The organism is Streptomyces sp. NPDC093071, assembly GCF_044754545.1.
GTDB lineage: Bacteria > Actinomycetota > Actinomycetes > Streptomycetales > Streptomycetaceae > Streptomyces.
The window spans coordinates 174,444-196,660 of the sequence record NZ_JBIVPH010000003.1; the positions used below are offsets into that span (position 1 = coordinate 174,444).

Annotated in this window: 15 protein-coding genes and 1 pseudogene; 6 read left to right on the top strand and 10 right to left on the bottom strand. The window is 74.4% G+C overall.

Annotated features, from left to right (window positions below):
* Positions 1–21: 21 nt before the first annotated feature.
* The 3 genes from ACIQD7_RS12130 to ACIQD7_RS12140 form a co-directional block, all read right to left on the bottom strand.
* Complete coding sequence (locus ACIQD7_RS12130) at positions 22–819, bottom strand: chaplin (protein WP_402441488.1); 798 nt, start codon at positions 817–819, stop codon at positions 22–24.
* A gap of 127 nt (positions 820–946) precedes the next feature.
* The gene (locus tag ACIQD7_RS12135; RefSeq protein WP_402441489.1) at positions 947–2,215 is read right to left on the bottom strand and encodes an SWIM zinc finger family protein; all 1,269 of its coding nucleotides are present in this window, start codon (positions 2,213–2,215) and stop codon (positions 947–949) included.
* Positions 2,212–5,070, bottom strand: a complete 2,859-nt coding sequence (locus ACIQD7_RS12140; protein WP_402441490.1) for a DEAD/DEAH box helicase — start codon at positions 5,068–5,070, stop codon at positions 2,212–2,214. Before ACIQD7_RS12140 ends, ACIQD7_RS12135 begins: the two co-directional genes overlap by 4 nt.
* 345 nt (positions 5,071–5,415) lie before the next feature.
* Between ACIQD7_RS12140 and ACIQD7_RS12145 the strand changes: the two genes are divergently transcribed.
* Together ACIQD7_RS12145 and ACIQD7_RS12150 are read left to right on the top strand one after the other, a co-directional pair.
* Positions 5,416–5,751: a hypothetical protein gene (locus tag ACIQD7_RS12145; protein WP_402441491.1), complete on the top strand. Its 336-nt coding sequence runs from the start codon at positions 5,416–5,418 to the stop codon at positions 5,749–5,751.
* Between the two features lie 113 nt (positions 5,752–5,864).
* On the top strand, positions 5,865–6,134 hold the full coding sequence (locus ACIQD7_RS12150) for a DUF6343 family protein (RefSeq protein ID WP_402442330.1): 270 nt from the start codon (positions 5,865–5,867) through the stop codon (positions 6,132–6,134).
* Positions 6,135–6,175: 41 nt separating this feature from the next.
* Here ACIQD7_RS12150 and ACIQD7_RS12155 read toward each other — a convergent pair whose 3' ends face one another.
* The 3 genes from ACIQD7_RS12155 to ACIQD7_RS12165 all read right to left on the bottom strand — a co-directional run bounded on the left by ACIQD7_RS12155 (position 6,176) and on the right by ACIQD7_RS12165 (position 8,192).
* A complete protein-coding gene (locus ACIQD7_RS12155; protein ID WP_402441492.1) occupies positions 6,176–6,544 on the bottom strand; it encodes a tetratricopeptide repeat protein in 369 nt (122 codons plus the stop codon).
* 72 nt (positions 6,545–6,616) lie between these two features.
* Entirely contained in the window at positions 6,617–7,222 is a 606-nt protein-coding gene (gene coaE, locus ACIQD7_RS12160) for a dephospho-CoA kinase (protein ID WP_402441493.1), read from the bottom strand.
* 31 nt (positions 7,223–7,253) lie between these two features.
* Entirely contained in the window at positions 7,254–8,192 is a 939-nt protein-coding gene (locus tag ACIQD7_RS12165) for a PAC2 family protein (protein WP_053648869.1), read from the bottom strand.
* 222 nt (positions 8,193–8,414) lie between these two features.
* Here ACIQD7_RS12165 and ACIQD7_RS12170 point away from each other — a divergent pair, with 222 nt between their 5' ends.
* Positions 8,415–9,362 (top strand): right-handed parallel beta-helix repeat-containing protein, encoded by a 948-nt coding sequence (locus ACIQD7_RS12170; protein ID WP_161373454.1) that lies wholly within the window; start codon positions 8,415–8,417, stop codon positions 9,360–9,362.
* A 97-nt stretch (positions 9,363–9,459) separates the two neighbouring features.
* Here the strand turns inward: ACIQD7_RS12170 and rpsA are convergent, their stop codons facing one another.
* The gene (rpsA, locus tag ACIQD7_RS12175) at positions 9,460–10,968 is read right to left on the bottom strand and encodes a 30S ribosomal protein S1 (protein ID WP_121830289.1); all 1,509 of its coding nucleotides are present in this window, start codon (positions 10,966–10,968) and stop codon (positions 9,460–9,462) included.
* 347 nt (positions 10,969–11,315) lie between these two features.
* Here rpsA and ACIQD7_RS12180 point away from each other — a divergent pair, with 347 nt between their 5' ends.
* Both ACIQD7_RS12180 and hrpB read left to right on the top strand, forming a co-directional pair.
* The gene (locus ACIQD7_RS12180) at positions 11,316–12,155 is read left to right on the top strand and encodes a class I SAM-dependent methyltransferase (RefSeq protein WP_402441494.1); all 840 of its coding nucleotides are present in this window, start codon (positions 11,316–11,318) and stop codon (positions 12,153–12,155) included.
* 175 nt (positions 12,156–12,330) lie between these two features.
* The gene (gene hrpB, locus ACIQD7_RS12185) at positions 12,331–14,907 is read left to right on the top strand and encodes an ATP-dependent helicase HrpB (RefSeq protein ID WP_402441495.1); all 2,577 of its coding nucleotides are present in this window, start codon (positions 12,331–12,333) and stop codon (positions 14,905–14,907) included.
* 378 nt (positions 14,908–15,285) lie between these two features.
* Here hrpB and ACIQD7_RS12190 read toward each other — a convergent pair whose 3' ends face one another.
* Positions 15,286–17,157, bottom strand: coding sequence for a lytic transglycosylase domain-containing protein (locus ACIQD7_RS12190; RefSeq protein ID WP_402441496.1), 1,872 nt, complete (start codon positions 17,155–17,157; stop codon positions 15,286–15,288).
* Positions 17,158–17,423: 266 nt separating this feature from the next.
* Between ACIQD7_RS12190 and ACIQD7_RS12195 the strand changes: the two genes are divergently transcribed.
* Positions 17,424–18,323 (top strand): DUF4184 family protein, encoded by a 900-nt coding sequence (locus tag ACIQD7_RS12195; RefSeq protein ID WP_402441497.1) that lies wholly within the window; start codon positions 17,424–17,426, stop codon positions 18,321–18,323.
* 217 nt (positions 18,324–18,540) lie between these two features.
* On the opposite strand, the pseudogene ACIQD7_RS12200 reads toward ACIQD7_RS12195, so the two are convergent.
* Positions 18,541–19,239: pseudogene (locus tag ACIQD7_RS12200) on the bottom strand (serine hydrolase); the annotation flags it as partial.
* 247 nt (positions 19,240–19,486) lie between these two features.
* The gene (gene polA / locus ACIQD7_RS12205; protein ID WP_402441498.1) at positions 19,487–22,198 is read right to left on the bottom strand and encodes a DNA polymerase I; all 2,712 of its coding nucleotides are present in this window, start codon (positions 22,196–22,198) and stop codon (positions 19,487–19,489) included.
* Positions 22,199–22,217: the final 19 nt, after the last annotated feature.

Below are 22,217 nucleotides of genomic sequence, written 5' to 3' on the forward strand. Positions count from 1 at the left end.
CCCGCCGCGCGGACCGCTTCCTCAGGCCTGGTCTCCGGCGCGGCGGGCGCGACGGTACAGCAGGGCGCCGCCGAGGAGCAGCGCGACGCTTCCCGAAGCGGCGTAGCCGAGGGCGTCCGCCGAACCGGTGTGGGCCAGCGCGGCCTCGCCCGTCACGCCCTGCGGCGCGGGGGCCGGGGCGGGCACGGGGGCGGGCGGCACGGTCTGCGGGGCCGGGATGTTCCGCACGGGGGTCTGCGGGCGCGGCGTCGGCTTCTCGATCGGCTGGGCCGGCTTCGCGGGGCCGTTGACCGCGGTGTTGCCGAAGGCAGGGTTGCCGATGCCGACCACGTTGACCGAGTTCCCGCTGACGTTCACGGGGACATCGACGGGGAGCTGGAGGCCGTTCCCGGAGAGCACGCCGGGCGATCCCTCGGCGTGGCCCTCGGCGGAGGAGCCGCCGCCGTTGGAGGAGCCGCCGCTCTGGGAGCCGCCTCCGGAGCCGCCCTGCTCTCCGCCGCGCGGGGTGCCGGGCTCGTCCTTGTGCGCGTGGGAGCGGCCGTCGTCCTCGTCCGATCCGTAACCGCCCGGCTCGTCGGAGACGTTGGCGCAGCCGTTGCCGAAGGCCGGGTTGAGCAGCCCCACGACGTTGACCGTGTTGCCGCAGACGTTGACCGGCACGTGCACCGGCAGCTGAACCGTGTTGCCGGAACCGACTCCCGGCGAACCGACCGCGGCGCCCTGGGCGCCGGCGTCGGCGTGCGCGGCGCCCGCCGAGAGGGCGAGCGCCCCGCCCGTGACCAACAGTGTGGCCAGACCACTTCGGCGAATCTGCCTCATGGCTTCCTGCCTTCCGGAGGTGTGCACGGGCAGTTGCCCGTACCCGAATCAACGCGGCGGACGTGCGCGCCGGATCCGGCCCCCGGAGGGTTTCACCCCAACGAGTGTGGCCTGTTCGAGTGTGGACTCACCGTCCCAGGAGGCCGTCGAGGGTGCCGACCGGGTCGGGGTCGGGGTGGCCGCGCGGCCACCAGTCCTCGCGGTCGGCGTCCGACTCGTAGCCGTACCAGAGGCCGTCCCGGCCGAGGCGGAGCTGGAGGGAGCTGGCGGAGAGCCGGTTGCGCCAGGGGCGGAAGGCGGGGAGTCCGGCGGCGAGCAGCGCGGGTCTGGCCCGGTCGAACGGGCCGGCCGGCGGGTCCCAGGCCTCCTCCAGGACCGCGAGGCCCTCGGCCCCGCCCTGCCGCCAGGCGGCGACGGCGCGGGCCAGGTCCGTGGGGGTGCGGTCGAGGGCGTGGGCCAGGCCCCGGTAGAGCGCGCGGGTGGAGGCGGTGAGCCCGGAGCCGGGGTGCGCGGCGGCGAGCCGGACCGCGTCCTGCCAGGGGGTGAGGGCGGCGACCGGGTCGAGGCCCGTGGTGAGGAAGGCGTGGGCGCGGGCGGTGGCCTCGGTGGCGAGGAGGTCGAGCGCGAGCGGGTCGGGGGCGGCGGGGTCGGGCGGGAAGACGGCCGGGCGGCCGGGCCGGTCGGGGAGCGGCAGCGGGGCGGGCAGCGGCGGGAGCCCGGCCCCGGCGGCGTCGAGGGCGGTGCGGGCGGGGACGGTGGGCATCGGGGACGCGGCGGCGTCCGTCTCCGCGGCGGACCGGGCCGCGTTGCGCCGGGTCAGTTCGGCGAGGAGCTCCTGCTCGCCGCGGCCGCGCATCAGGAAGAGGACGAACGGGTCCTCGTCGAGGAGCCGGGCGGCCTGGTAGCAGAGGGCGGCGGCGTGCTTGCAGGGGTAGCCGTCGTCCGGGCAGGAGCAGTCGGGGACGAGGTCGCCGGGCGCGGGCAGCAGTCCGGTGACCGCCTCCAAGGCGTGCGGCACGTCCTTGTCGAGGAGGGCGGCGATGTGGTCGGGGCGCGCGGCGGCCCCGTCGAGGAACTCCTCCCAGCCGTCGTCGCCGAGGGTCCGCATCCTGATCTCGGTGCGGTACGGGCGGGGCCGGCTGCCGTGGACGTAGGCGACGACCCGGCCGGGGGTGACCGTGATCGCGTCGACGTGCCCGCGTCCCGCGTAGGCCTTGCCGCGGGCGAGGCGGGCCGGGTCGAGGGCGGTGTCCTCCAGGGCCTCGACCCAGGCGTTCCCCCACCAGGTGGCGGCGAACCGCCCGTCGGGGGCCGCGCGGGGCGCGACCTGGGGGAAGGAGCGGCGGCGGTCGTCGTGGCGGGGGACGGCCGCGCGCACGGCCCGGGCGCGGTTCACGAGGGCCTCCTCAGGGACACCAGGTCGGCGAGCTCCCGGTCGGTGAGTTCGGTGAGGGCGGCCTCGCCGGAGCCGAGGACGGCGTCGGCCAGGGCCCGCTTGGCGCGGAGCATCTCGGAGATCCGGTCCTCGACCGTGCCCTCGGCGATCAGCCGGTGGACCTGGACCGGCTGGGTCTGGCCGATGCGGTAGGCGCGGTCGGTGGCCTGCTCCTCGACGGCCGGGTTCCACCAGCGGTCGTAGTGGATCACGTGGCCGGCCCGGGTGAGGTTGAGGCCGGTGCCCGCGGCCTTGAGGGAGAGCAGGAAGACGGGGACCTCGCCGTCCTGGAAGCGGTCGACCATCCGCTCCCGCTCAGCCACCGGGGTTCCGCCGTGGAGGAGTTGGGCGGGGATGCCGCGCGCGGCCAGGTGGTCGGCGAGGAGCCGCGCCATCGACACGTACTGGGTGAAGACGAGCACGGACCCGTCCTCGGCGAGGATCGTGTCGAGGAGTTCGTCGAGGAGGGCGAGCTTTCCCGAGCGGCCGGCGAGGCGGGCGGTGCCGGGGCCGCGCGGGGCCTGCTCCTTGAGGAACTGGGCGGGGTGGTTGCAGATCTGCTTGAGCGAGGTGAGCAGCTTCATGACGAGGCCGCGCCGTGCCATGCCCTCGGACTCCTCGATCCGCGCCATGGTCTCGCGGACGGTCGCCTCGTAGAGGGAGGCCTGCTCCCGGGTGAGGGGGACGGGGTGGTCGGACTCCGTCTTGGGCGGCAGCTCGGGGACGATGCCGGGGTCGGACTTGCGGCGGCGCAGCAGGAAGGGCCGCACCAGCCGGGCGAGCCGCTCGACGGCCTCGTCGTGCTCGATCTCCTCGTGGTTCTCCACGGCCCGGGCGTGCCGGGAGCGGAAGGCCTTGAGCGGTCCGAGGAGTCCGGGGGTGGTCCAGTCGAGGAGGGCCCACAGCTCGGAGAGGTTGTTCTCGACGGGGGTGCCGGTCAGGGCGACCCTGGCGGGCGCGGGGATCTCGCGCAGCGCCTTGGCCGTCGCGGAGAACGGGTTCTTGACGTGCTGCGCCTCGTCGGCGACGACCATCCCCCACTCGTGCGCGGCCAGCCGGGCGGCGCTGGTGCGCAGGGTGCCGTAGGTGGTGAGGACGAAGCCGTCCCCGGCGCCGTCCAGGTCCCGGTCGGCGCCGTGGAAGCGCCGCACGGGCACGTCGGGGGCGAACTTCCGCACCTCCCGCTGCCAGTTGCCGAGCAGGGACGCCGGGCAGACGACGAGGGTGGGGGCGCGGCGGGCGCGGCGCAGGTGGAGGGCGATGAGGGTGACGGTCTTGCCGAGGCCCATGTCGTCGGCGAGGCAGCCGCCGAGGCCGAGCGAGGTCATCAGGTCAAGCCAGGCGAGGCCGCGCAGCTGGTAGTCGCGCAGGGTGGCGGTGAGGCCGGGCGGGGCCTGTACGTCCTCGGGTCCGGCCAGGAGCCGGTCGCGGAGGGCGGCGAGCGCCCCGACGGGGACGGCGGGGACGGTCTCGCCGTCCACCTCGGCGGTACCGGTGAGGGCGACGCCGAGGGCGTCGACCGGTTCGAGCAGGCCGAGTTCCCGCTTGCGGGCCTTGCGGACCAGGTCGGGGTCGACGACGACCCACTGGTCGCGCAGGCGCACGACGGGCCGGTGGGCCTCGGCGAGGAGGTCCATCTCGTGCTCGGTGAGCGGGTCGCCGTCGAGGGCCAGCTGCCAGTCGAACCGCAGCAGTTCCTCGCTGTCGAAGAAGGAGGTGCCGTCGGTCGCGGAGCCGGGCGCGGCGAGCGCCGGGCGGACGACGGCGGAGGCGCTGAGCGTGCGGGCCAGCTCGCGCGGCCAGTGGACGGCGACCCCGGCGTCGGCGAGCCGGGCGGCGGCGGGGCCGAGCAGCTCGTACAGCTCGTCCTCGGTGACGGCGAGGACGTCGGGCACGTCCCGCTCCAGGAGCCGGGCCAGCGGGGGCCAGACCCGGGCGGCGCGGCGCAGGGCGAGGACGGCGTCGATCCGGGCGCGGGGGCCGAAGTGCTCGCCCTCCCCCGTCCACAGGGCCGTGGCGTCGATGACGAGGGTGGGGTCGGCGAGGCTGTGGACCTGAAGGAGGGCGGCGGCCGCGTGCCGCTCGCCGCCGCTCCTTTCCGCGCTCCCTTCGCCGGGGGCGCCGATGTCGAAGAGTTCGTACGCGGACAGGTCGAGGCGGAGCGAGACGCGGACCCCGGCGTCCATCCCGGCCGCCGCCTCGGCGGCCCAGGCACGCGCGCGGGGCAGGTGCTGCGGGGCGCGGGCGGCGAACGGCGCCCCGACCGCGTGGGCGGCGGCCGGGGTGCGGGGCAGGGTGTCGGCGACGGCGTCGAGGAAGGCGCGGACGAGGGCTTCGGGCTCGGGCAGCCGCAGCGGTCCGCGGCCGGGGACGGGCACGGCGTGGGCCTCGGCCGGCAGGGCGGCGGCGACGGCCCGCAGATGGGCGATGTCGTCGGCGTCCAGGGGTCCGGCCCGCCAGGCGTCCAGGTCGTCGGCGGTGAGCCCGGGCAGGAGCCGTCCCCGGGCGGCCAGGTGCAGGGCGTGCAGGGCGGCGGCGCCCCAGCCCGCGGTGGCGGGGTGGGCGGCCGGGTGGTGGCGGGCGGCGACGAGGTGGGGCAGGGCGGCCTCGACCGGGAGCGTGACGGCGGGGACCAGGCGGCTCCGGGCTCCGGTGCCGTGCCGCCGGGCGACGGTCAGCTCGACGCGCTCCGCGCCGGCCGCCGTCCCCGGATCCGGCAGCGCGCCGCCGTCGGGGGCCCAGAAGGCGACCCGGCCCTCGCGGGGAAGGGCGGCGGGCAGGAAGACGGCAGCGCCGGTGATCCAGGTGTGTGTCACGGCTCCGCTCTCCTCCCCCGGCCGTCCGCCGCGCGTCGGAGTTCGGGCGAACTCCGACGTGGACCTCCGACCTTACGGGCGGGGTCTGACAACGGGACCGCCGACGGGTCCGGCCATGGGACCGGCCACGGGTCCGGCCGTGGTCGCCGGGCGGTTCCCCCGGGCGGCCCAGCACCGGATGACACGGGGGTCGGCGGGCGGGAGGGTGGGCCTGGACCGGGGTCGGGCCCGGAGGCACCGCCCACCACGGCCCACCACGGCCGATCACCGTCCGTAGCGGTTCGACACCGTGCCGTCGCCGTCCGTCGCCGTCCGTCGGCTTTGCCCGACAGAAGAGGAACCGCCATGTCCGTTCGCCGGCGTCTCACGACCGCCACCGGGGCCGTGCTGCTCACTCTCGCCGTCGCCGGCTGCTCGGGCCTCGGCCGCACCGCCGTGGGCACGATCGAGTACGAGACGGGGCGCGACGTGGGGGTGATGGTGACGAGCCCCTCGGTGAAGGGCTGCCACCGCCTGGCACCGGCCGGCGCGACCAGCGTCGAGAACAACACCCTGGTGGACATCGTGCTGTACCCGACCACCGACTGCCGGGGCAAGGAGTCCACCTATCTGCCGGCCAGCACCGGGGAGCACATCGTTCCGGACACCCCGCCCTGGCGCAGCTACAGCGTCATCCACTAGGGCGCCGGGCCGCCGGGGCCGGTCCGGCCCCCTCCTTCGGTTTCGCCCGGAACGGGTCCATGCTGGAAGTGTCCGGAAGTGTCCGGGAAACCCTCACGGGAGACGTGACCGCCATGCGAACCGGGAGCGAGCCGGTGACCGCGCGCAGTCCCTTGCGGATGCGGTTCTGGCTGAGTGTGTGGGGGCTGCTGTGGGCGGCCTTCGGCACGGTCGCGTTCGCCCTGGTGGGCCGCCCCGGCTGGGCGGCGGCCTGCGGGGTGCTGTTCCTGGTGGTCCTGTGCGACCTGGTCCTCGTGGTGCGCCGGATGCGGCAGGGTCCGCACTGGCAGCCGGGCCGGGACGTCCCTCCGTACGACTCCGACCGCGGCGGCGGGAAGCGCTGAGCGCCGTAACCCCGCCCCGTACACCCCTTGCCCCGTACGTCTCAGCTCTGCGAGTCGAAGCCCGCCGCTTCCAGGTACTCCGGCTTGGGGTCGAGCGCGGCGGCGAGGCGGAAGTGCCGGGTGGCCCGGTCGGTCTGTCCGGAGCGCTCGAAGGTGCGGGCGAGGGCGAAGTGCGCGAACGCGTTGTCCGGCTCGCGCTCCAGGACCAGTTCGAATTCCAGCTGCGCGGGCCGCAGCTGGGCGGCGGCGAAGAAGGCCCGCGCGCGCAGCAGGCGCGCGGCCGTGTTCTCGGGATGGGCGGCGATCACCGAGTCCAGCAGCTTCACGGCGCCCCGGGGGTCCCGCGCGGCCAGCAGGTGCTCGGCGGCGCGGAAGTCGATGACGTGCGTTTCCGGATTGCTGTCGGCCACGATGGCATCCTTCCCCTCGTTCGGTGGTTGAACACCGGACCCGGCGGCCGCATTCCGCCCGGTCTCCGGGGCCTAGGACGGGGCGGCGGCCCGTCGGGCCAGTTCGTCCCAGGCCTTTCGCACCTGCGGCTCCAGCTCGTCGAGCGGCCCGTCGTTGTCGATGACGAGGTCCGCGACGGCCAGCCGCTGCGCGCGCGTGGCCTGGGCCGCCATCCGGGCCCGGGCCTCGGACTCCTCCATGCCCCGGAGCCGTACGAGCCGGTCGAGCTGGGTCTCCGGGGAGGCGTCCACGACCACGACCAGGTCGTAGAGCGGCGCGAGCCCGTTCTCGGTGAGCAGGGGCACGTCGTGGACGACGATGTCCCCGGTCTCCGCGCGGCTCTCCAGCTCCGCCGACCGGGCGCCGACCAGGGGGTGGACGATGGCGTTGAGGGTGGCCAGGCGGTCGGGGTCGGAGAACACGAGGGAGCCGAGCTTCGGCCGGTCGAGCACCCCCTCCGCGGTGAGGACGTCCTCGCCGAAGGCCTCCACGACGGCCGCGAGCCCCGGGGTGCCGGGCTCCACGACCTCGCGGGCGATCCGGTCCGCGTCGATGAGGACGGCTCCGTACGAGACGAACAGCCGTGACACTTCGCTCTTGCCGGCGCCGATCCCGCCGGTCAGGCCCACCTTCAGCATGAGCGGCAGCTTAGGGCCTGTCCCGGCGGGGCTACGCGTCGCCCTCCCGCTCGGCGAGGAAGCGCTCGAACTCGCGGCCCAGCTCGTCCGCCGACGGCAGGTCGGCGGGCTCGGCGACGAGGTTGCCACGGGTCTCGGCCCCGGCCACCGCGTCGTACTGGTGCTCCAGGCCCTGCACGAGCGCCACCAGCTCCTCGTCGCCCTCGCCGATCTGGCGGTCGATCTCGGTCTGGGTGCGGCGGGCCTCCGTCCGCAGCGAGTGGGCGACGCCCGGCAGGACGAGGCCCGTGGCGGCCGTGACGGCCTCGAGCGCGGTCAGGGCCGCGTCCGGGTACGCCGAGCGGGCCACGTAGTGCGGGACGTGGGCGGCGACGCCGAGGGTGTCGTGGCCGGCCTCCGTGAGCCGGTACTCGACGAGGGACTCGGCGCTGCCGGGCACCTGGGCCTCGTCGAAGGGGCTGCGGTGGCCGGGCATGAGGTCGGTGCGGCTGCCGTGCGGGGTGAGCCCGACCGGGCGGGTGTGCGGCACGCCCATGGGGATGCCGTGGAAGTTGACGGCGAGGCGCACGCCGAGGCGCTCGACGATCTGCCGGACGGCGGCGGCGAACCGCTCCCACTCCACGTCCGGCTCCGGGCCGGAGAGGACGAGGAAGGGGGCGCCGGTGGCGTCCTGCACGAGGCGGACTTCGATGGACGGCGTTTCGTACGCGGTCCAGCGGTCGCGCCGGAAGGTCAGCAGCGGGCGGCGGGCCCGGTAGTCCACGAGCCGGTCGTGGTCGAAGCGGGCCACCAGCTGGTGCGGAAGGGTGTCGAGCACGCGCTCGACGATCTGCTCGCCGGTCTCGCCCGCGTCGATGTAGCCGTCGAAGTGGTACAGCATGACGAGGCCGGCCGACTCCTGTGCCAGAGCCATGTCGACGACGGCCACGCCCTTCGGGTCCCATTCGTACAAATCCTGCGGATCAAGCACGATTACCGCTCCTCCTCGTGTTCTCTCTGGGAACGCGCCGGGTGCCGCCGCCATTCCCGGGGCGCGCGATCTTTCGGCGGGAACGGCTCGAACTCCGGGCACTGGTCCAGACCTTGACACGGTCAGGGCGGCTCCCTACCGTCTCCGGACAGCGTCGCGTTCAGTCTCTCGATCCCCGTGCACATACAGGAACACCCCCCATTCCTGCCCCGGAAGGCTTCCATGCGCACTCGAACGCTGCTCCTCCCCCTCCTCCCGGCGCTCCTCGCCGTCCCCCTCACGACCTCTCCGGCCGCCGCGGCGACCATCGAGGTCGCGACCGCCGCCCAGCTCAAGTCGGCGCTCACCGCCGCGCGCCCCGGCGACACGATCCACCTCGCGGACGGCACGTACACCGGGAACTTCAAGGCGACCGTGCCGGGCACCCCGTCCGCCCGGATCACCCTGACCGGCTCCTCGCGCGCGGTGCTGACGGCTCGCGGCGGCTACGGGCTGCACCTCAACGGCGCCTCGTACTGGACGGTGGAGGGGGTCACGGTAACCGGCGGCCAGAAGGGGATCATGACCGACGCCGCGGACCACGTGGTGATCGACGGGGTGACCGTGCACAACCTGACCATGGAGGGCGTGCACTTCCGCAACTCCAGCAGGAACGGCGTCCTGAAGAACTCGCGGATCCACGACACCGGGAACGACGGCCGGGGCATGGGCGAGGGGGTGTACGTCGGCACCGCGAACGACCTCTCCGACCGGAGCGACGGCGCGCAGATCCTGAACAACGTCATCGGGCCGGACGTGGGCGGCGAGAGCGTCGACGTCAAGGAGGGCACGACCGGGGCGAGGATCGTCGGCAACACCTTCGACGGGCGCGGGCTGACCGGTGCCAACTACGACGACTCCTGGGTCGACGTGAAGGGCAACGACGTCCTCGTGGAGGACAACACCGGGGTGAACACGACGAACAACGGCTTCGAGACCCACAGTCAGCAGAGCGGCTGGGGCTGCGGGACGGTCTTCCGCGGCAACCGCGCGAACCTGACGGGCGCGACCGGTCCGCAGCGGCTCGCGATCAACGTCACCCACCAGAGCGGCTCGTGCCGGACCACGGTGTACGCCTCGAACACGGTGACCGGCGGGAACGGCCTGACGAACATCGCCGTCACGCCCTGAGCGGGCCCCGGGGGAGAGGAAAAGACCCGAGGCCCGCTCCCCCGGAGGGGAGCGGGCCTCGGTTTCGCTAGCGGCTAGCGCTCAGCGGAGAGCCTGTTCAGCTCTGGCCGCCGGCCAGCTTCTCGCGCAGGGCGGCGAGCGCCTCGTCCGACGCCAGGGCGCCGGAGTTGTCGTCCGACTCCGAGGAGTACGAACCGCCCGAGATGCCCGCACCGGCGTTGCCACCGGCGGCCGGGGCGGCAGCGCCCTCGGCAGCGGCGGCCTCGTCGGCCTCGCGGGACTTGATGACCTGCGCCTGGTGCTGCTCGAAGCGAGCCTGCGCCTCGGCGTACTGGGTCTCCCAGGCCTCGCGCTGGGTCTCGAAGCCCTCGAGCCAGTCGTTGGTCTCGGGGTCGAAGCCCTCGGGGTAGATGTAGTTGCCCTGGTCGTCGTAGGACGCGGCCATGCCGTACAGGGTCGGGTCGAACTCGACCGAGGCCGGGTCGGCACCGAAGGACTCGTTGGCCTGCTTCAGCGAGAGGCTGATGCGGCGGCGCTCGAGGTCGATGTCGATGACCTTGACGAAGATCTCGTCGTTGACCTGGACGACCTGCTCCGGGATCTCCACGTGGCGCTCGGCCAGCTCGGAGATGTGGACCAGACCCTCGATGCCCTCGTCCACGCGGACGAACGCACCGAACGGAACCAGCTTGGTGACCTTACCCGGGACGACCTGACCGATCTGGTGGGTCCGGGCGAACTGCTGCCACGGGTCCTCCTGGGTCGCCTTCAGCGACAGGGAGACGCGCTCGCGGTCCATGTCCACGTCGAGGACCTCGACGGTGACCTCCTGGCCGACCTCGACGACCTCGGACGGGTGGTCGATGTGCTTCCAGGACAGCTCGGAGACGTGCACGAGACCGTCGACGCCGCCCAGGTCCACGAAGGCACCGAAGTTGACGATCGAGGACACGACGCCGGAGCGGACCTGACCCTTCTGGAGGGTCGTGAGGAAGGTCTGGCGGACCTCGGACTGGGTCTGCTCCAGCCAGGCGCGGCGGGACAGGACCACGTTGTTGCGGTTCTTGTCCAGCTCGATGATCTTCGCCTCGAGCTCCTTGCCCACGTAGGGCTGGAGGTCGCGGACACGACGCATCTCGACGAGGGAGGCCGGCAGGAAGCCACGGAGGCCGATGTCGAGGATGAGACCACCCTTGACGACCTCGATGACGGTACCGGTGACGATGCCGTCCTCTTCCTTGATCTTCTCGATGGTGCCCCAGGCGCGCTCGTACTGGGCGCGCTTCTTCGAGAGGATCAGGCGGCCTTCCTTGTCCTCCTTCTGGAGAACCAGGGCCTCGATCTCGTCGCCGACCTTGACGACCTCGTTCGGGTCGACGTCGTGCTTGATCGAGAGCTCGCGGCTCGGGATGACACCTTCGGTCTTGTAACCGATGTCGAGCAGGACCTCGTCCCGGTCGACCTTCACGATGACGCCGTCGACGATGTCGCCGTCGTTGAAGTACTTGATCGTCTCGTCGATCGCGGCGAGGAAGGCTTCCTCGTTACCGATGTCGTTGACCGCAACCTGCGGGGTGGTGGCGGTGGTCTCGGTGCTGCTCGTCATGTGGGAAAGGGCTCCGGTTACGGACAGAAAGTCGTAGGTACTGCTACGCCGAGAGCCCGTATCGCACCAAGAAGCCGGACAGCCAATGAGGCCCCCTGCCCGCGGACGGGAGGAGCCTCGAAAACCGAGGGGACATACACCAGGTACGAGCGCGGCCTGCTCCGTCTGAGGCACGCAGACCCGCAGCGCAACCTTTAGCATACGGAAGCAGCCGGACAGGGTCAATGCGCGAAGCGCGCACCCGGGGCAGATCCGCTCAACTCCGGCACCACTCATGTCCTTCCACGCCGTGTCGGCGTGGCCCGCCGCACGGCGGTACTGACGCGCAAACTACATCGGCGGGCGAGATGAACCAAGAGTACGGACACGAAGACGCGGTCGAGGACGGCGCCGACGGGGCGGAGGCGACCCGGCGTGACGCGGGGGACGCGGAGAGCAGCCGGGCGAGCCGCGGATGGTGGGACCGGAACGCCGACGAGTACCAGAGCGAGCACGGCTCCTTCCTGGGCGACGACCGGTTCGTGTGGGGTCCCGAAGGACTGGACGAGGCCGAGGCCGGGCTGCTCGGCCCCGCCGCCTCCCTGAAGGGCCTCGACGTCCTGGAGATCGGCGCGGGCGCCGCGCAGTGCTCCCGGTGGCTGGCGGCGCAGGGGGCACGGCCGGTGGCGCTCGACCTCTCGCACCGGCAGCTCCAGCACGCGCTGCGGATCGGCGGCGGGGTGCCACTGGTGGAGGCGGACGCGGGGGCGCTGCCGTTCCGGAACGACTCCTTCGACCTGGCCTGCTCGGCGTACGGGGCGGTGCCGTTCGTCGCCGATCCGGTGCGGGTGTTCCGGGAGGTGCGCCGGGTGCTGCGGCCGGGCGCGCGCTGGGTGTTCTCGGTGACGCACCCGATCCGCTGGGCCTTCCCCGACGAGCCGGGGCCCGAGGGGCTCTCGGTCGCGGCCTCGTACTTCGACCGCACGCCGTACGTCGAGCAGGACGAGGAGGGGCGGGCGGTGTACGTGGAGCACCACCGGACGCTCGGTGACCGGGTGCGGGACGTGGTGGCCGGCGGGTTCCGCCTCGTGGACCTGGTCGAGCCGGAGTGGCCGTCCTGGAACGGCCAGGAGTGGGGCGGCTGGTCCCCGCTGCGGGGGAACCTGATCCCGGGGACGGCGATCTTCGTGTGCGAGCGGGCGGAGTAGCCGGGGGCGGAGTAACCAGGGGTGGAGTGGCCGGGGGCTGAGCAGCCAGGGGTGGAGTAGCCGGGGGCGGACGCGCCGCCCTCACCGGCCGTGTTCATATACGGCAGTCGTACTTATGGGTGGGCCCTGTGGACAACGGGGCCCGCCTTTTTCTTCCGCGTACGAGACTGAGTGCGTGATCCGACACGAAGCGCTCGACCGTCTCCCCGTCCGCCATGCCGTCCCCGAGCTGCTCTCCGCGCTCGCGGAGCGCGGCACGGCGGTGCTGTCCGCTCCTCCCGGCACCGGCAAGACGACGCTGGTGCCGCTGGCGCTCGCGGGGCTCATAGGGGACGGGCCGGCGCGCCGGGTGCTGGTGGCCGAGCCGCGCCGGATGGCGGTGCGGGCGGCGGCCCGGCGGATGGCGTGGCTGCTCGGCGAGGAGGTCGGCGGCGCGGTCGGCTTCTCGGTGCGCGGCGAGCGGCGGGCCGGACCGGCGACCCGGGTCGAGGTGGTGACCACGGGCATCCTGCTCCAGCGGCTCCAGCGCGACCCGGAGCTGGCGGGAGTCGACGTGGTGCTGCTCGACGAGTGCCACGAGCGGCACCTGGACGCGGACACGGCGATGGCGTTCCTGGTGGACGTACGGGCGGCCCTGCGACCGGAGCTGAACCTGATCGCGGCCTCGGCGACGAGCGACGCCGAGGCCTGGGCCCGGCTGCTCACGACCCTCGACGGCGGCGATCCCGCGCCGATCGTGCGGAGCGAGGGCGAGGGGCACGGGTACGAGGTCCGGTTCGCCGCGCCGCCGTCCGGGATCAGGCCCGCGCACGGCACCTGGGTCGATCCGGAGCTGCTGCGCCACGTGGCGGCGACGGTACGGACCGCGCTGGAGCGGCACGCGGGCGACGTCCTCTGTTTCCTGCCGGGTACGGGGGAGATCGCGCGGACGGCGGGGCTGCTGTCCGGGCTGGACGCCGAGGTGCTCCAGCTGCACGGGCGGGCTCCGGCGGCGGTGCAGGACGCGGTGCTGCGGGGCGTCGAGCCGGGCGGGCGGCGCCGGGTGGTGCTGTCGACGTCGGTGGCGGAGTCGAGCCTGACGGTTCCGGGGGTGCGGGTGGTGGTCGACTCGGGGCTCGCGCGGGAGCCCCGGACGGACCACGCCCGGGGGCTCGGGTCGCTGGCGACGGTGCCGGTGTCGACGGCCGCGGCGACGCAGCGGGCCGGGCGTTCGGGACGCGAGGCGCCGGGTGTGGTCTACCGCTGCTGGTCGGAGGCGGAGGACGGCGGCCGGGCGCGGTTCCCTTCGCCCGAGATCAGGATCGCGGACCTGGCGGACTTCGCCCTGCGGGCCGCCTGCTGGGGCGATCCGACGGCCGGGGGGCTCGCGCTGCTCGACGCGCCGCCGGCCGGGGCGATGGAGGCGGCCCGTTCGGTCCTCGGGTCGATCGGCGCCGTGGACGCGGCGGGCCGGGCCACGGAGCGGGGGGTGCGGATGTCCCGGCTGGGGCTCCACCCCCGGCTGGGCCGCGCCCTTCTGGACGGTGCGCCGGAGGTCGGGGTCCGGCGGGCCGCCGAGGTGGTCGCGCTGCTCGGCGAGGAGCCGCCGCGCGACTACGGGGACGACCTGGCGGCGGCCTGGCGGGCGGCCCGCCGGGGCGCGGACGGGTACGGCGCGCGGTGGAAGGCGGAGGCGCGGCGTCTGGAGCGGGCGGCGGGCGAGGCGGCGGCCGGGGACATTACGGCGGAGGCCGGGGCAAGGGGCGGTGTTCTGACGGCGGTTGGGGAGGGTGACGACGCCGTGGCGGGTCTGGTGACGGCGCTCGCCTTCCCGGAGCGGGTGGCCAGGGCCCGGGAGCAGGGCGGCTATCTGATGGTGTCGGGGAGCGGCGCGCGGCTCTCCGAGGGCTCCGGGCTGCGGTCCGCGCCGTGGCTGGCCGTGGCGGTGGCGGACCGTACGGCGCGGGACGCCACGGCGCGGGTGCGGCTCGCGGTGGCGGTGGACGAGGCCGTGGCGCGGCGGGCGGCCGGGCACCTGCGGTCCACCGGCGAGGAGGTCCGCTGGGAGGACGGGGACGTGGTCGCGCGCTCGGTGGACCGGCTGGGCGCGGTCGAGCTGACGGTGCGGCCCCTGGGCGCCGGGGCCGACCGCGCGCTGGTCCGGGAGGCGCTGCTCGACGGTCTTCGGCGCGAGGGGCTCGGGCTGTTGCGGTGGAGCCGGGAGGCCGGGGAGCTGCGCGAGCGGCTGGCGTTCCTCCACCGGGAGGTCGGCGGGACGTGGCCGGACGTGTCGGAGGAGGCGCTGGTCGAACGGGCCGGGGAGTGGCTGGAGCCGGAACTGTCCCGGGCCGGGCGCCGCGCCGATCTGGGGCGGATCGGCGCCGGTGAGGCCCTGCGGCGGCTGCTGCCGTGGACGTCGGGCGAGGCGAGCCGGCTGGACGAGCTGGCGCCGGAGCGGATCGAGGTGCCGAGCGGTTCGCGGATACGGGTGGAGTACGGGGGCGACCGGCCGGTGCTCGCGGTGAAGCTCCAGGAGATGTTCGGTCTGGCGGAGACGCCCCGGGTGGCGGGGGTGCCGGTGCTCGTCCACCTCCTCTCCCCCGCCGGACGGCCGGCGGCGGTGACGGCCGACCTGGCGTCGTTCTGGCGGGACGGCTACCGCGCGGTGCGGGCGGAGTTGCGGGGGCGGTATCCGAAGCATCCGTGGCCGGAGGACCCGTCCGCGGCGGTGGCGACCCGGCACACCAGCGCGCGGCTCAGAGGGGGGCGGTGATCCCGGGGTCGGGGTAGGGGCCGGGGACCTGGCAGGGGCCGGGCGGGGCTCCGGAGGGCGGAGCGGGGGCGGGTCGGTGGGCGGCGGGCCGGTGGACCGGTGGGCCGGTGGACCAGGGCAGGTGGACCGGGGCGCTCCGGGGACGCGAAGCGCCGCCCCTCTCGTCCGGTGCGGACGGAGGGGCGGCGCGGGGAGACGCGGTGCGGTCGGACCGTGCCGGTCCTCGGACGGGTTGGCCAGGTCCCGTCCAGGCGGTCAGGCCCTGGCGAGGCCGGACAGTCCTTGGTGGGTCCGGTCAGTCCTTGGCGAGGCGGTGTCAGGCCTTGGCGGAGCCGGACACACCTTGGCGGGGGAGCCGGACACACCTTGGCGGGACGGTCAGTCCTTGGGCGTGGCCGAGGAGGAAGAGGCCGTCGGCGCGGCGGACGACGACGAGGGAGAGGTGGACGGTGAAGGGGAGGTGGACGGCGAGGGGGTGGCCTCGGGCGTGCCGCTCCCGGTGGGCTCCGGAGTGGGGGTGGTGTCGGGCTCGGTGACGTCGAGCTCGACGAAGAGGGTGCCGCCGCCGGGCGCGGTCAGCTTGAGGTAGTACGTGCCCTTCTTGTCGCCCGCGAGGAGGTCGCCCGCCTTGAGGGTGAGGGTGCCGTCCGTGGCGGTCGTGAGGGTGGCGGTGCGGGAGGACGTGCTCTTGAAGGTCGGGCCCTCGGTGCTCGCCCCCTCGGCCGTCTTCGAGGTCACGATCTGCGCGGTGACGCGCACGCCGGGGGCGAGGGCACTCTTGTCGGTGGCCTTCACCTGGACCTGCTGGTCGAAGGCGGTGCCGGTGGCGGCCGACAGCGGGTCGTCGCCGACGCGGACGAGGGTGTCCGCCTGCCGCTCGGTGACGGTCACGGCGAAGTCGGCCGCGCCCAGGCTCCGGCCCACGACGGTGGCCCGGATCGTGAACGCCCCGGTCTTCTCGCCGGCCCGCAGTGCCGGGGAGGAGGCGATGCCGGCCGCCGTGGTGGTGGCGGTGACGGCGGTCTTGCCCCCGGCGAAGCGGGTGTCGGTGGCGCCGACGATCTCGAAGCGGACGCTCACCTTGGAGACCGGCTTGCCCGAGGCGTCGAGCGCCGCGACCCGGGGGGTCTTGGCGAAGTCGCTGTCGGTGGTGGCGGTCAGCTTTCCGTTGGCGGCGACCGCGAGCGTCGCCACCTTCCCGGCCGGCGTGGTGGGCGGCGTCGGGTCGGTGGTGGGGGGCTTGGTCGGAACGGTCGGCGGCTTGGTCGTGCCGGGCTTGGACGGCTCCGCCGGCTTCGGGTTCTGGGTGCCCGGCTTCGGCGCGGGGGACGTCGGGGAGGGAGACGTCGGCGCGGGGAGGAACGGGGCGGTGGGGCTGGGGAAGCCGCCCGGGCGGCGGTCGTCGCTACGGTCGACCGGCAGCACGCCCGTCCCGTCCGGGACCTGGTGGGTGCCGCGCTTGTAGTACTCGAACCAGGACAGGACCGTGTTCAGGTACTCGGTCGAGCGGTTGTAGCTGAGGATCGCGCGGTCGAGGTCGGCCCGGAGCGCGAGGTTGCGGTCGTTGGCGCAGAGGTAGAGACCGGCGGCCTGCGCCGCGTCGTAGATGTTGTTCGGGTCCTTCTTCCCGTCGCCGTTGGCGTCCTGGCCCCAGGTGGCCCAGGTGGACGGGATGAACTGCATCGGGCCGACGGCGCGGTCGTGGACCTTGTCGCCGTCGTAGGCGCCGCCGTCGGTGTCGGAGATGTTGGCGAAGCCGACGCCGTTGAGGGCGGGGCCGAGGATCGGCGAGGTGGTCGTGCCGTTGGCGTCGACCCGGCCGCCGCGCGCCTGCCCGGACTCGACCTTGCCGATGCCGGCGAGCAGTTGCCACGGCAGGTTGCAGCCGGGGTCGGTCGAGCGGATCGACTGCTCGGCCCGCTTGTAGGCGGAGAGGACGGACGCGGGTATGCCGGCCTCGGCCGGTCCCATGATCACCGGCAGGTTGACGCTCGTCCCGGGCTTGCCCGGCTTGTTCGGCGTCTTCAGCGGCGGCAGTTCCGTGTAGTACGGCGAGTCACCGGTCGCGGAGCCCACGCCGGACGGCGGGGCGGTGTCCCCGGCACCGACGGCGCGGTCGCCGCCGGAGTTGTCCGTGGTCGGCTGGATCGCCTCCGGTGCCTGCGAGGCGGCGAGCGCGGCGACCGCCGCGGCCACCACCGCCCCGCTGGTGGCCCCCCTGCGCAGCCGGCGGCCGATGTCCGGTGCCATATGAGTCGTCCCTCCCCGATCGACTGAGGCCCCGCGCTCCCCGCGCGTGGCCTCCGGTGACCCTATGCCAACTCCGTACCGGCGAGTACCGGCCGGTGACCGTGTTTCACGCTTTCGTCACCTGTTGGCCGCCTCCCGATCAAACGGGGACGGGAACCGACCGGGCCGCCCGGCGCCTCTTGCACTGCGACCGATCATGGACCGCCGGCCCGTGCCCACCGGACCACGTCCACCGGCCGTCGCCGGCCGAACCCCGGGAGCCCCCCTTGCCGTTCACGCTGAGCCACGCCGCCGCCGTGCTGCCCGGGCTGCGCCGGAACGGGACCGCGCGCGGGCCGCTGGTCGCGTCCGCCCTCGTCGCGGGTTCCTTCGCCCCCGACACGACCTACTTCGCGGCCACGGCGTTTCCCGACGCGATGGCCTTCGGGGACGTGACCCACTCCCCCGTCGGGATCGTCACGGCCGACGTCCTGATCACGGCCGCGCTCGTCGCCCTCTGGCTGACCGTGCGCGAACCGCTCGTGGCGCTGCTGCCCGCCCGGTGGCGGGGCAGGGTGTACGGGCTCGTCGTGGGCCGCCGCTGGCGGGAGCGGCACCCGGCCGCGCTCGCGGGCTGGTTCTTCCTCTCGGCGGCGCTGGGCGCCACCACCCACGTGGTGTGGGACTCGTTCACCCACATCGACCGTTGGGGCACCCGGGCGATCCCCTTCCTCGGCGAGATCGTGGCCGGCTTCCCGGTCTACCTCTACGCGCAGTACGGGGGTTCGGCGCTGGCCCTGGGGCTCCTCGGCCGGTTCGCCGTCCGGGCGCTGCGCGCCACCGCGCCCGGGGCGGAGCCGCCCGCCGGCGTGCCGGTCCCGGACCGACGCGGGCGACTCCTCGCGGCCGGGCTCATCGGCGGCTGCGTCCTCGCCGGGGTCGCCCACCGGGTGCTGCGCTGGGCCTCGTACTGGGGCTGGGACCGGATCGAGACGCCCTTGGACGTCATTCCGACGGCGTGCTTCGGGGCCGGCGCCGGGCTCGCCGTCGGGCTCGTGCTGTACGGGACGGGGGCGCGGCTGCGGGCGGTGTCGCGCGCTCCGGGTGCGGGGACCCCGGCCCCGGCCACGGCTCTCCCGAGCGCGGAGGAGGACCGGGTGTCCCGGCCGGAGCGCTCCCGTCCGTGACCTCGCCGATCTTCTCCGAGGGGGTGAAGCCGCGGGCCGCCGCGCCGTCGGAGAGCCTGCGGTGCACGGCCAGGGCGACCCCCTCCAGGGTGCGGATGCCGTACCGCATGGTGGGGTTGCCGTGGCTCAGGAGGGCGAGCCGGTAGTCGGTCGCGGAGGCCCCGGCCGTCCCCCTCGCGGGGCCCGTGCCCCTGGTCCTCCCCTTGCCGGCGGCCGGGCGCACCACGCCGACGCTGTGGACCCGCCAGGCGTGGGTGGCGCGGGGCAGCCAGCCGTTCTTGAGGTGGACCTTGACCGTGCGGGGCGCGCCCGAGGTGACGCCCCAGGCCTGGTCGCGGACGATCTGGCCCATCAGGGACAGCGCCTCGGCGCGGCGGGACACCGCGGCGAGGAGGGCCAGTTGGTCGCGGGCGGTGGTCCGGGTCAGGCCCCAGTAGCCGCCGTGGCCGGGGACGGTGTCCCGGGCCCCGACGTCGCGCAGCACCCGGGTGAGGCGGGCGCGGGAGAGCCCCTGCCACAGCTCGCCGGCCGCCTTGTTGTCGGAGCGGGTGATCATCGCCCTCATCCGCTGGGACTCCAGGCGGGTGGGCGCACGGCCGAGTTCCGCCGCGCGCCCGAGGACGGCCTCCAGGATGAGGACCTTGGCGACGCTGGCGGAGTCGTACACCAGGGTGTCGTCGAGCCGGCAGCGCAGTCCGCGCCCGGGGTCGTGCAGGGCGACGGAGACCGTGCCGTCGCGGTTCCGGAGGGCCGTCGCGATGTCCCGGGACAGCCGGGCGGCGAGGGCCGGTTCGCGGGACGAGGTGCAGAGTGCGGGCGCCCGGTGCGCCTCGGCGGGCCAGGCGGTGCCCGATGCCCCGAGTACGGCTCCGAGCAGGGCCCAGGCACGGAGGCGGGCGCGGAGGCTCGTGATCATGCTGCTCAGTCTCGTGAGCCCGGCCGCCGGGACGCCCTCCGGAGTGGTCCATCCGGCGCAAACCACGCGCTCCCGGGGGCCGGTGACAACGACCGCGCGACCGACCCCGGGACCGTGGGGCCGCCCCCGGGCCCCACCACCGGCGACCGCGCGACCACCCCGGGTCCCACCGACGGCTGAACGACCGAACGACCGAACGCCCCCGGGCCCGTACGGCGTCCGTACGGCCCCGGGGGCGGGCGGTGTGTCAGTGCGCGGCGGAGTCCCAGTCGCGGCCGACGCCGACGGAGACGTCGAGCGGGGCGCGCAGATGGGCCGCGCCGGACATCTGCTCGCGGACCAGGGCCTCGACCTGCTCGCGCTCGCCGGGGGCGAGTTCGAGCACGATTTCGTCGTGGACCTGGAGGAGCATCCGGGAGGTGAGGCCCGCCTCCGTGAGCGCCCGGTCGACGTTCAGCATGGCGACCTTCACGATGTCGGCGGCCGTGCCCTGGATCGGGGCGTTGAGCGCCATCCGCTCGGCGGCCTCGCGGCGCTGGCGGTTGTCGCTGTTGAGGTCGGGCAGGTAGCGGCGGCGGCCCAGCATCGTCTCGGTGTAGCCGGTGGCACGGGCCTCGTCGACGACGCGCCGCAGGTAGTCCCGGACCCCGCCGAAGCGCTCGAAGTAGGTCTCCATGAGGATCCGGGCCTCGGCCGGGTCGATGGTCAGCTGCTGCGCGAGGCCGAAGGCGGAGAGGCCGTACGCCAGGCCGTACGACATGGCCTTGATCTTGCGGCGCATCTCGGCGTCGACGGCGGACCCCTCGACGCCGAAGACCTGGGAGGCGACGGTGGTGTGCAGGTCCTCGCCGGAGGTGAAGGCCTCCAGGAGGCCCTCGTCCTCGGAGAGGTGGGCCATGACCCGCAGCTCGATCTGGCTGTAATCGGCGGTCATCAGGGACTCGAAGCCCTCGCCGACGACGAAGCCGTGCCGGATGGCCCGGCCCTCGTCGGTGCGCACCGGCACGTTCTGCAGGTTCGGGTCGGTGGAGGAGAGGCGGCCGGTGGCGGCGACGGTCTGGCTGAAGGTGGTGTGGATCCGGCCGTCGGCGGCGACGGTCTTGATCAGGCCCTCGACGGTGGAGCGGAGCCGGGCCTGCTCGCGGTGGCGGAGCATGATCACGGGCAGCTCGTGCTCGGTCTGGCCGGCCAGCCAGGCGAGCGCGTCGGCGTCGGTCGTGTAGCCGGTCTTGGTCTTCTTGGTCTTCGGGAGGTTCAGCTCGCCGAAGAAGACCTCCTGGAGCTGCTTGGGCGAGCCGAGGTTGAACTCGTGGCCGACGGAGGCGTGCGCCTCCTTCACGGCCTGCTGGACGGCGCCGGCGAACTGCTGCTCCATGGCCTCCAGGTGCTCGCGGTCGGCGGCGATGCCGTGCCGCTCCAGGCGGGCGAGGAGGGCGGAGGTGGGCAGCTCGACCTCGTGGAGGAGCTCGCGGGCGCCGACCTCGCCGAGCCGCTCCTCGAAGGCCCCGCCGAGGTCGAGGACGGCGCGGGCCTGGGCCATCAGGGCCTCGGCCTCCGCGGTGTCGTCGGCGCCGAAGGCGAGCTGCCCGTCGGAGGCGGCCGCCGGGGCGAGCTCGCGGCCGAGGTACTCGACGGAGAGCGCGTCCAGGGCGAAGGAGCGCCGGCCGGGCTTGACGAGGTAGGCGGCGAGGGCGGTGTCCATGGTGACGCCCGCGACGCTCCAGCCGTGCTCCGGGAAGACCCGCATGGCGCCCTTGGCGTTGTGCATGACCTTGGGGCGGTCGGGGTCGGAGATCCACGCGGCCCAGGCCCGCTCGTCGGCCTCGTCGATCTCGCTGGGGTCGAACCAGGCGGCGGCGCCCCCGGCGGCGGCGAGGGCGACTTCGCCGACGCTGCCGGTGCCGAGCGCCCAGCTGTCGACGGTGGCGACGCCGAGGGGCTCGGTGCCGTGCTCGGCCAGCCAGGGGGCGAGCTCGCCGGCGGAGAGGACGGCACCGTCGAGCTCGACGCCTGCGGCGGGCGCCGGGGCGTCCTCCTCGGCGGAGCCCGGGTCGACGGCGAGGAGCCGCTCGCGCAGGGAGGGGTTGCGGATCTCCAGGGTGTCGAGGACGAGGGCGACGGCCGCGCGGTCGTAGGGCTCGCGGGCGAGGTCGGCCACCGTCTTCGACAGCTCGACGTCCCGGACCATCTCGGTCAGGCGCCGGTTGAGCTTGACCGACTCCAGGTGGTCGCGGAAGTTCTGCCCGGCCACGCCCTTGACCTCGTCGGCCCGCTCGACGAGCTGGTCGAAGGAGCCGAACTGACCGATCCACTTCGCGGCGGTCTTCTCGCCGACCTTGGGGATGCCGGGCAGGTTGTCCGACGGGTCGCCGCGCAGGGCCGCGAAGTCGGGGTACTGCGCGGGGCTCAGTCCGTACTTCTCCTGGATCTTCTCCGGGGTGAAGCGGGTCAGCTCGGAGACGCCCTTGGTGGGGTAGAGCACGGTGACGCGGTCGGTGACGAGCTGGAAGGAGTCCCGGTCGCCGGTGACGATCAGGACGTCGAAGCCCTCGGCCTCGGCCTGCGTGGCGAGGGTGGCGATGACGTCGTCCGCCTCGAAGCCGTCGACGGCGAAGCGCTGCGCGCGCATCGCGTCGAGCAGCTCGCCGATCAGCTCGACCTGGCCCTTGAACTCGTCGGGGGTCTTCGAACGGTTCGCCTTGTACTCGGGGAACTCCTCGGACCGCCAGGTCTTGCGGGACACGTCGAACGCGACCGCGAAGTGGGTGGGCGCCTCGTCGCGCAGCGTGTTCGCCAGCATCGAGGCGAACCCGTAGATCGCGTTCGTCGGCTGCCCGGTCGCGGTGGTGAAGTTCTCCGCGGGCAGCGCGAAGAAGGCCCGGTACGCGAGCGAGTGCCCGTCCATCAGGAGCAGGCGGGGGCGGGTGTCTGCGGTGTTCTTCGATGCTGTCTCGGCCACGGGACGATCCTGCCACGGC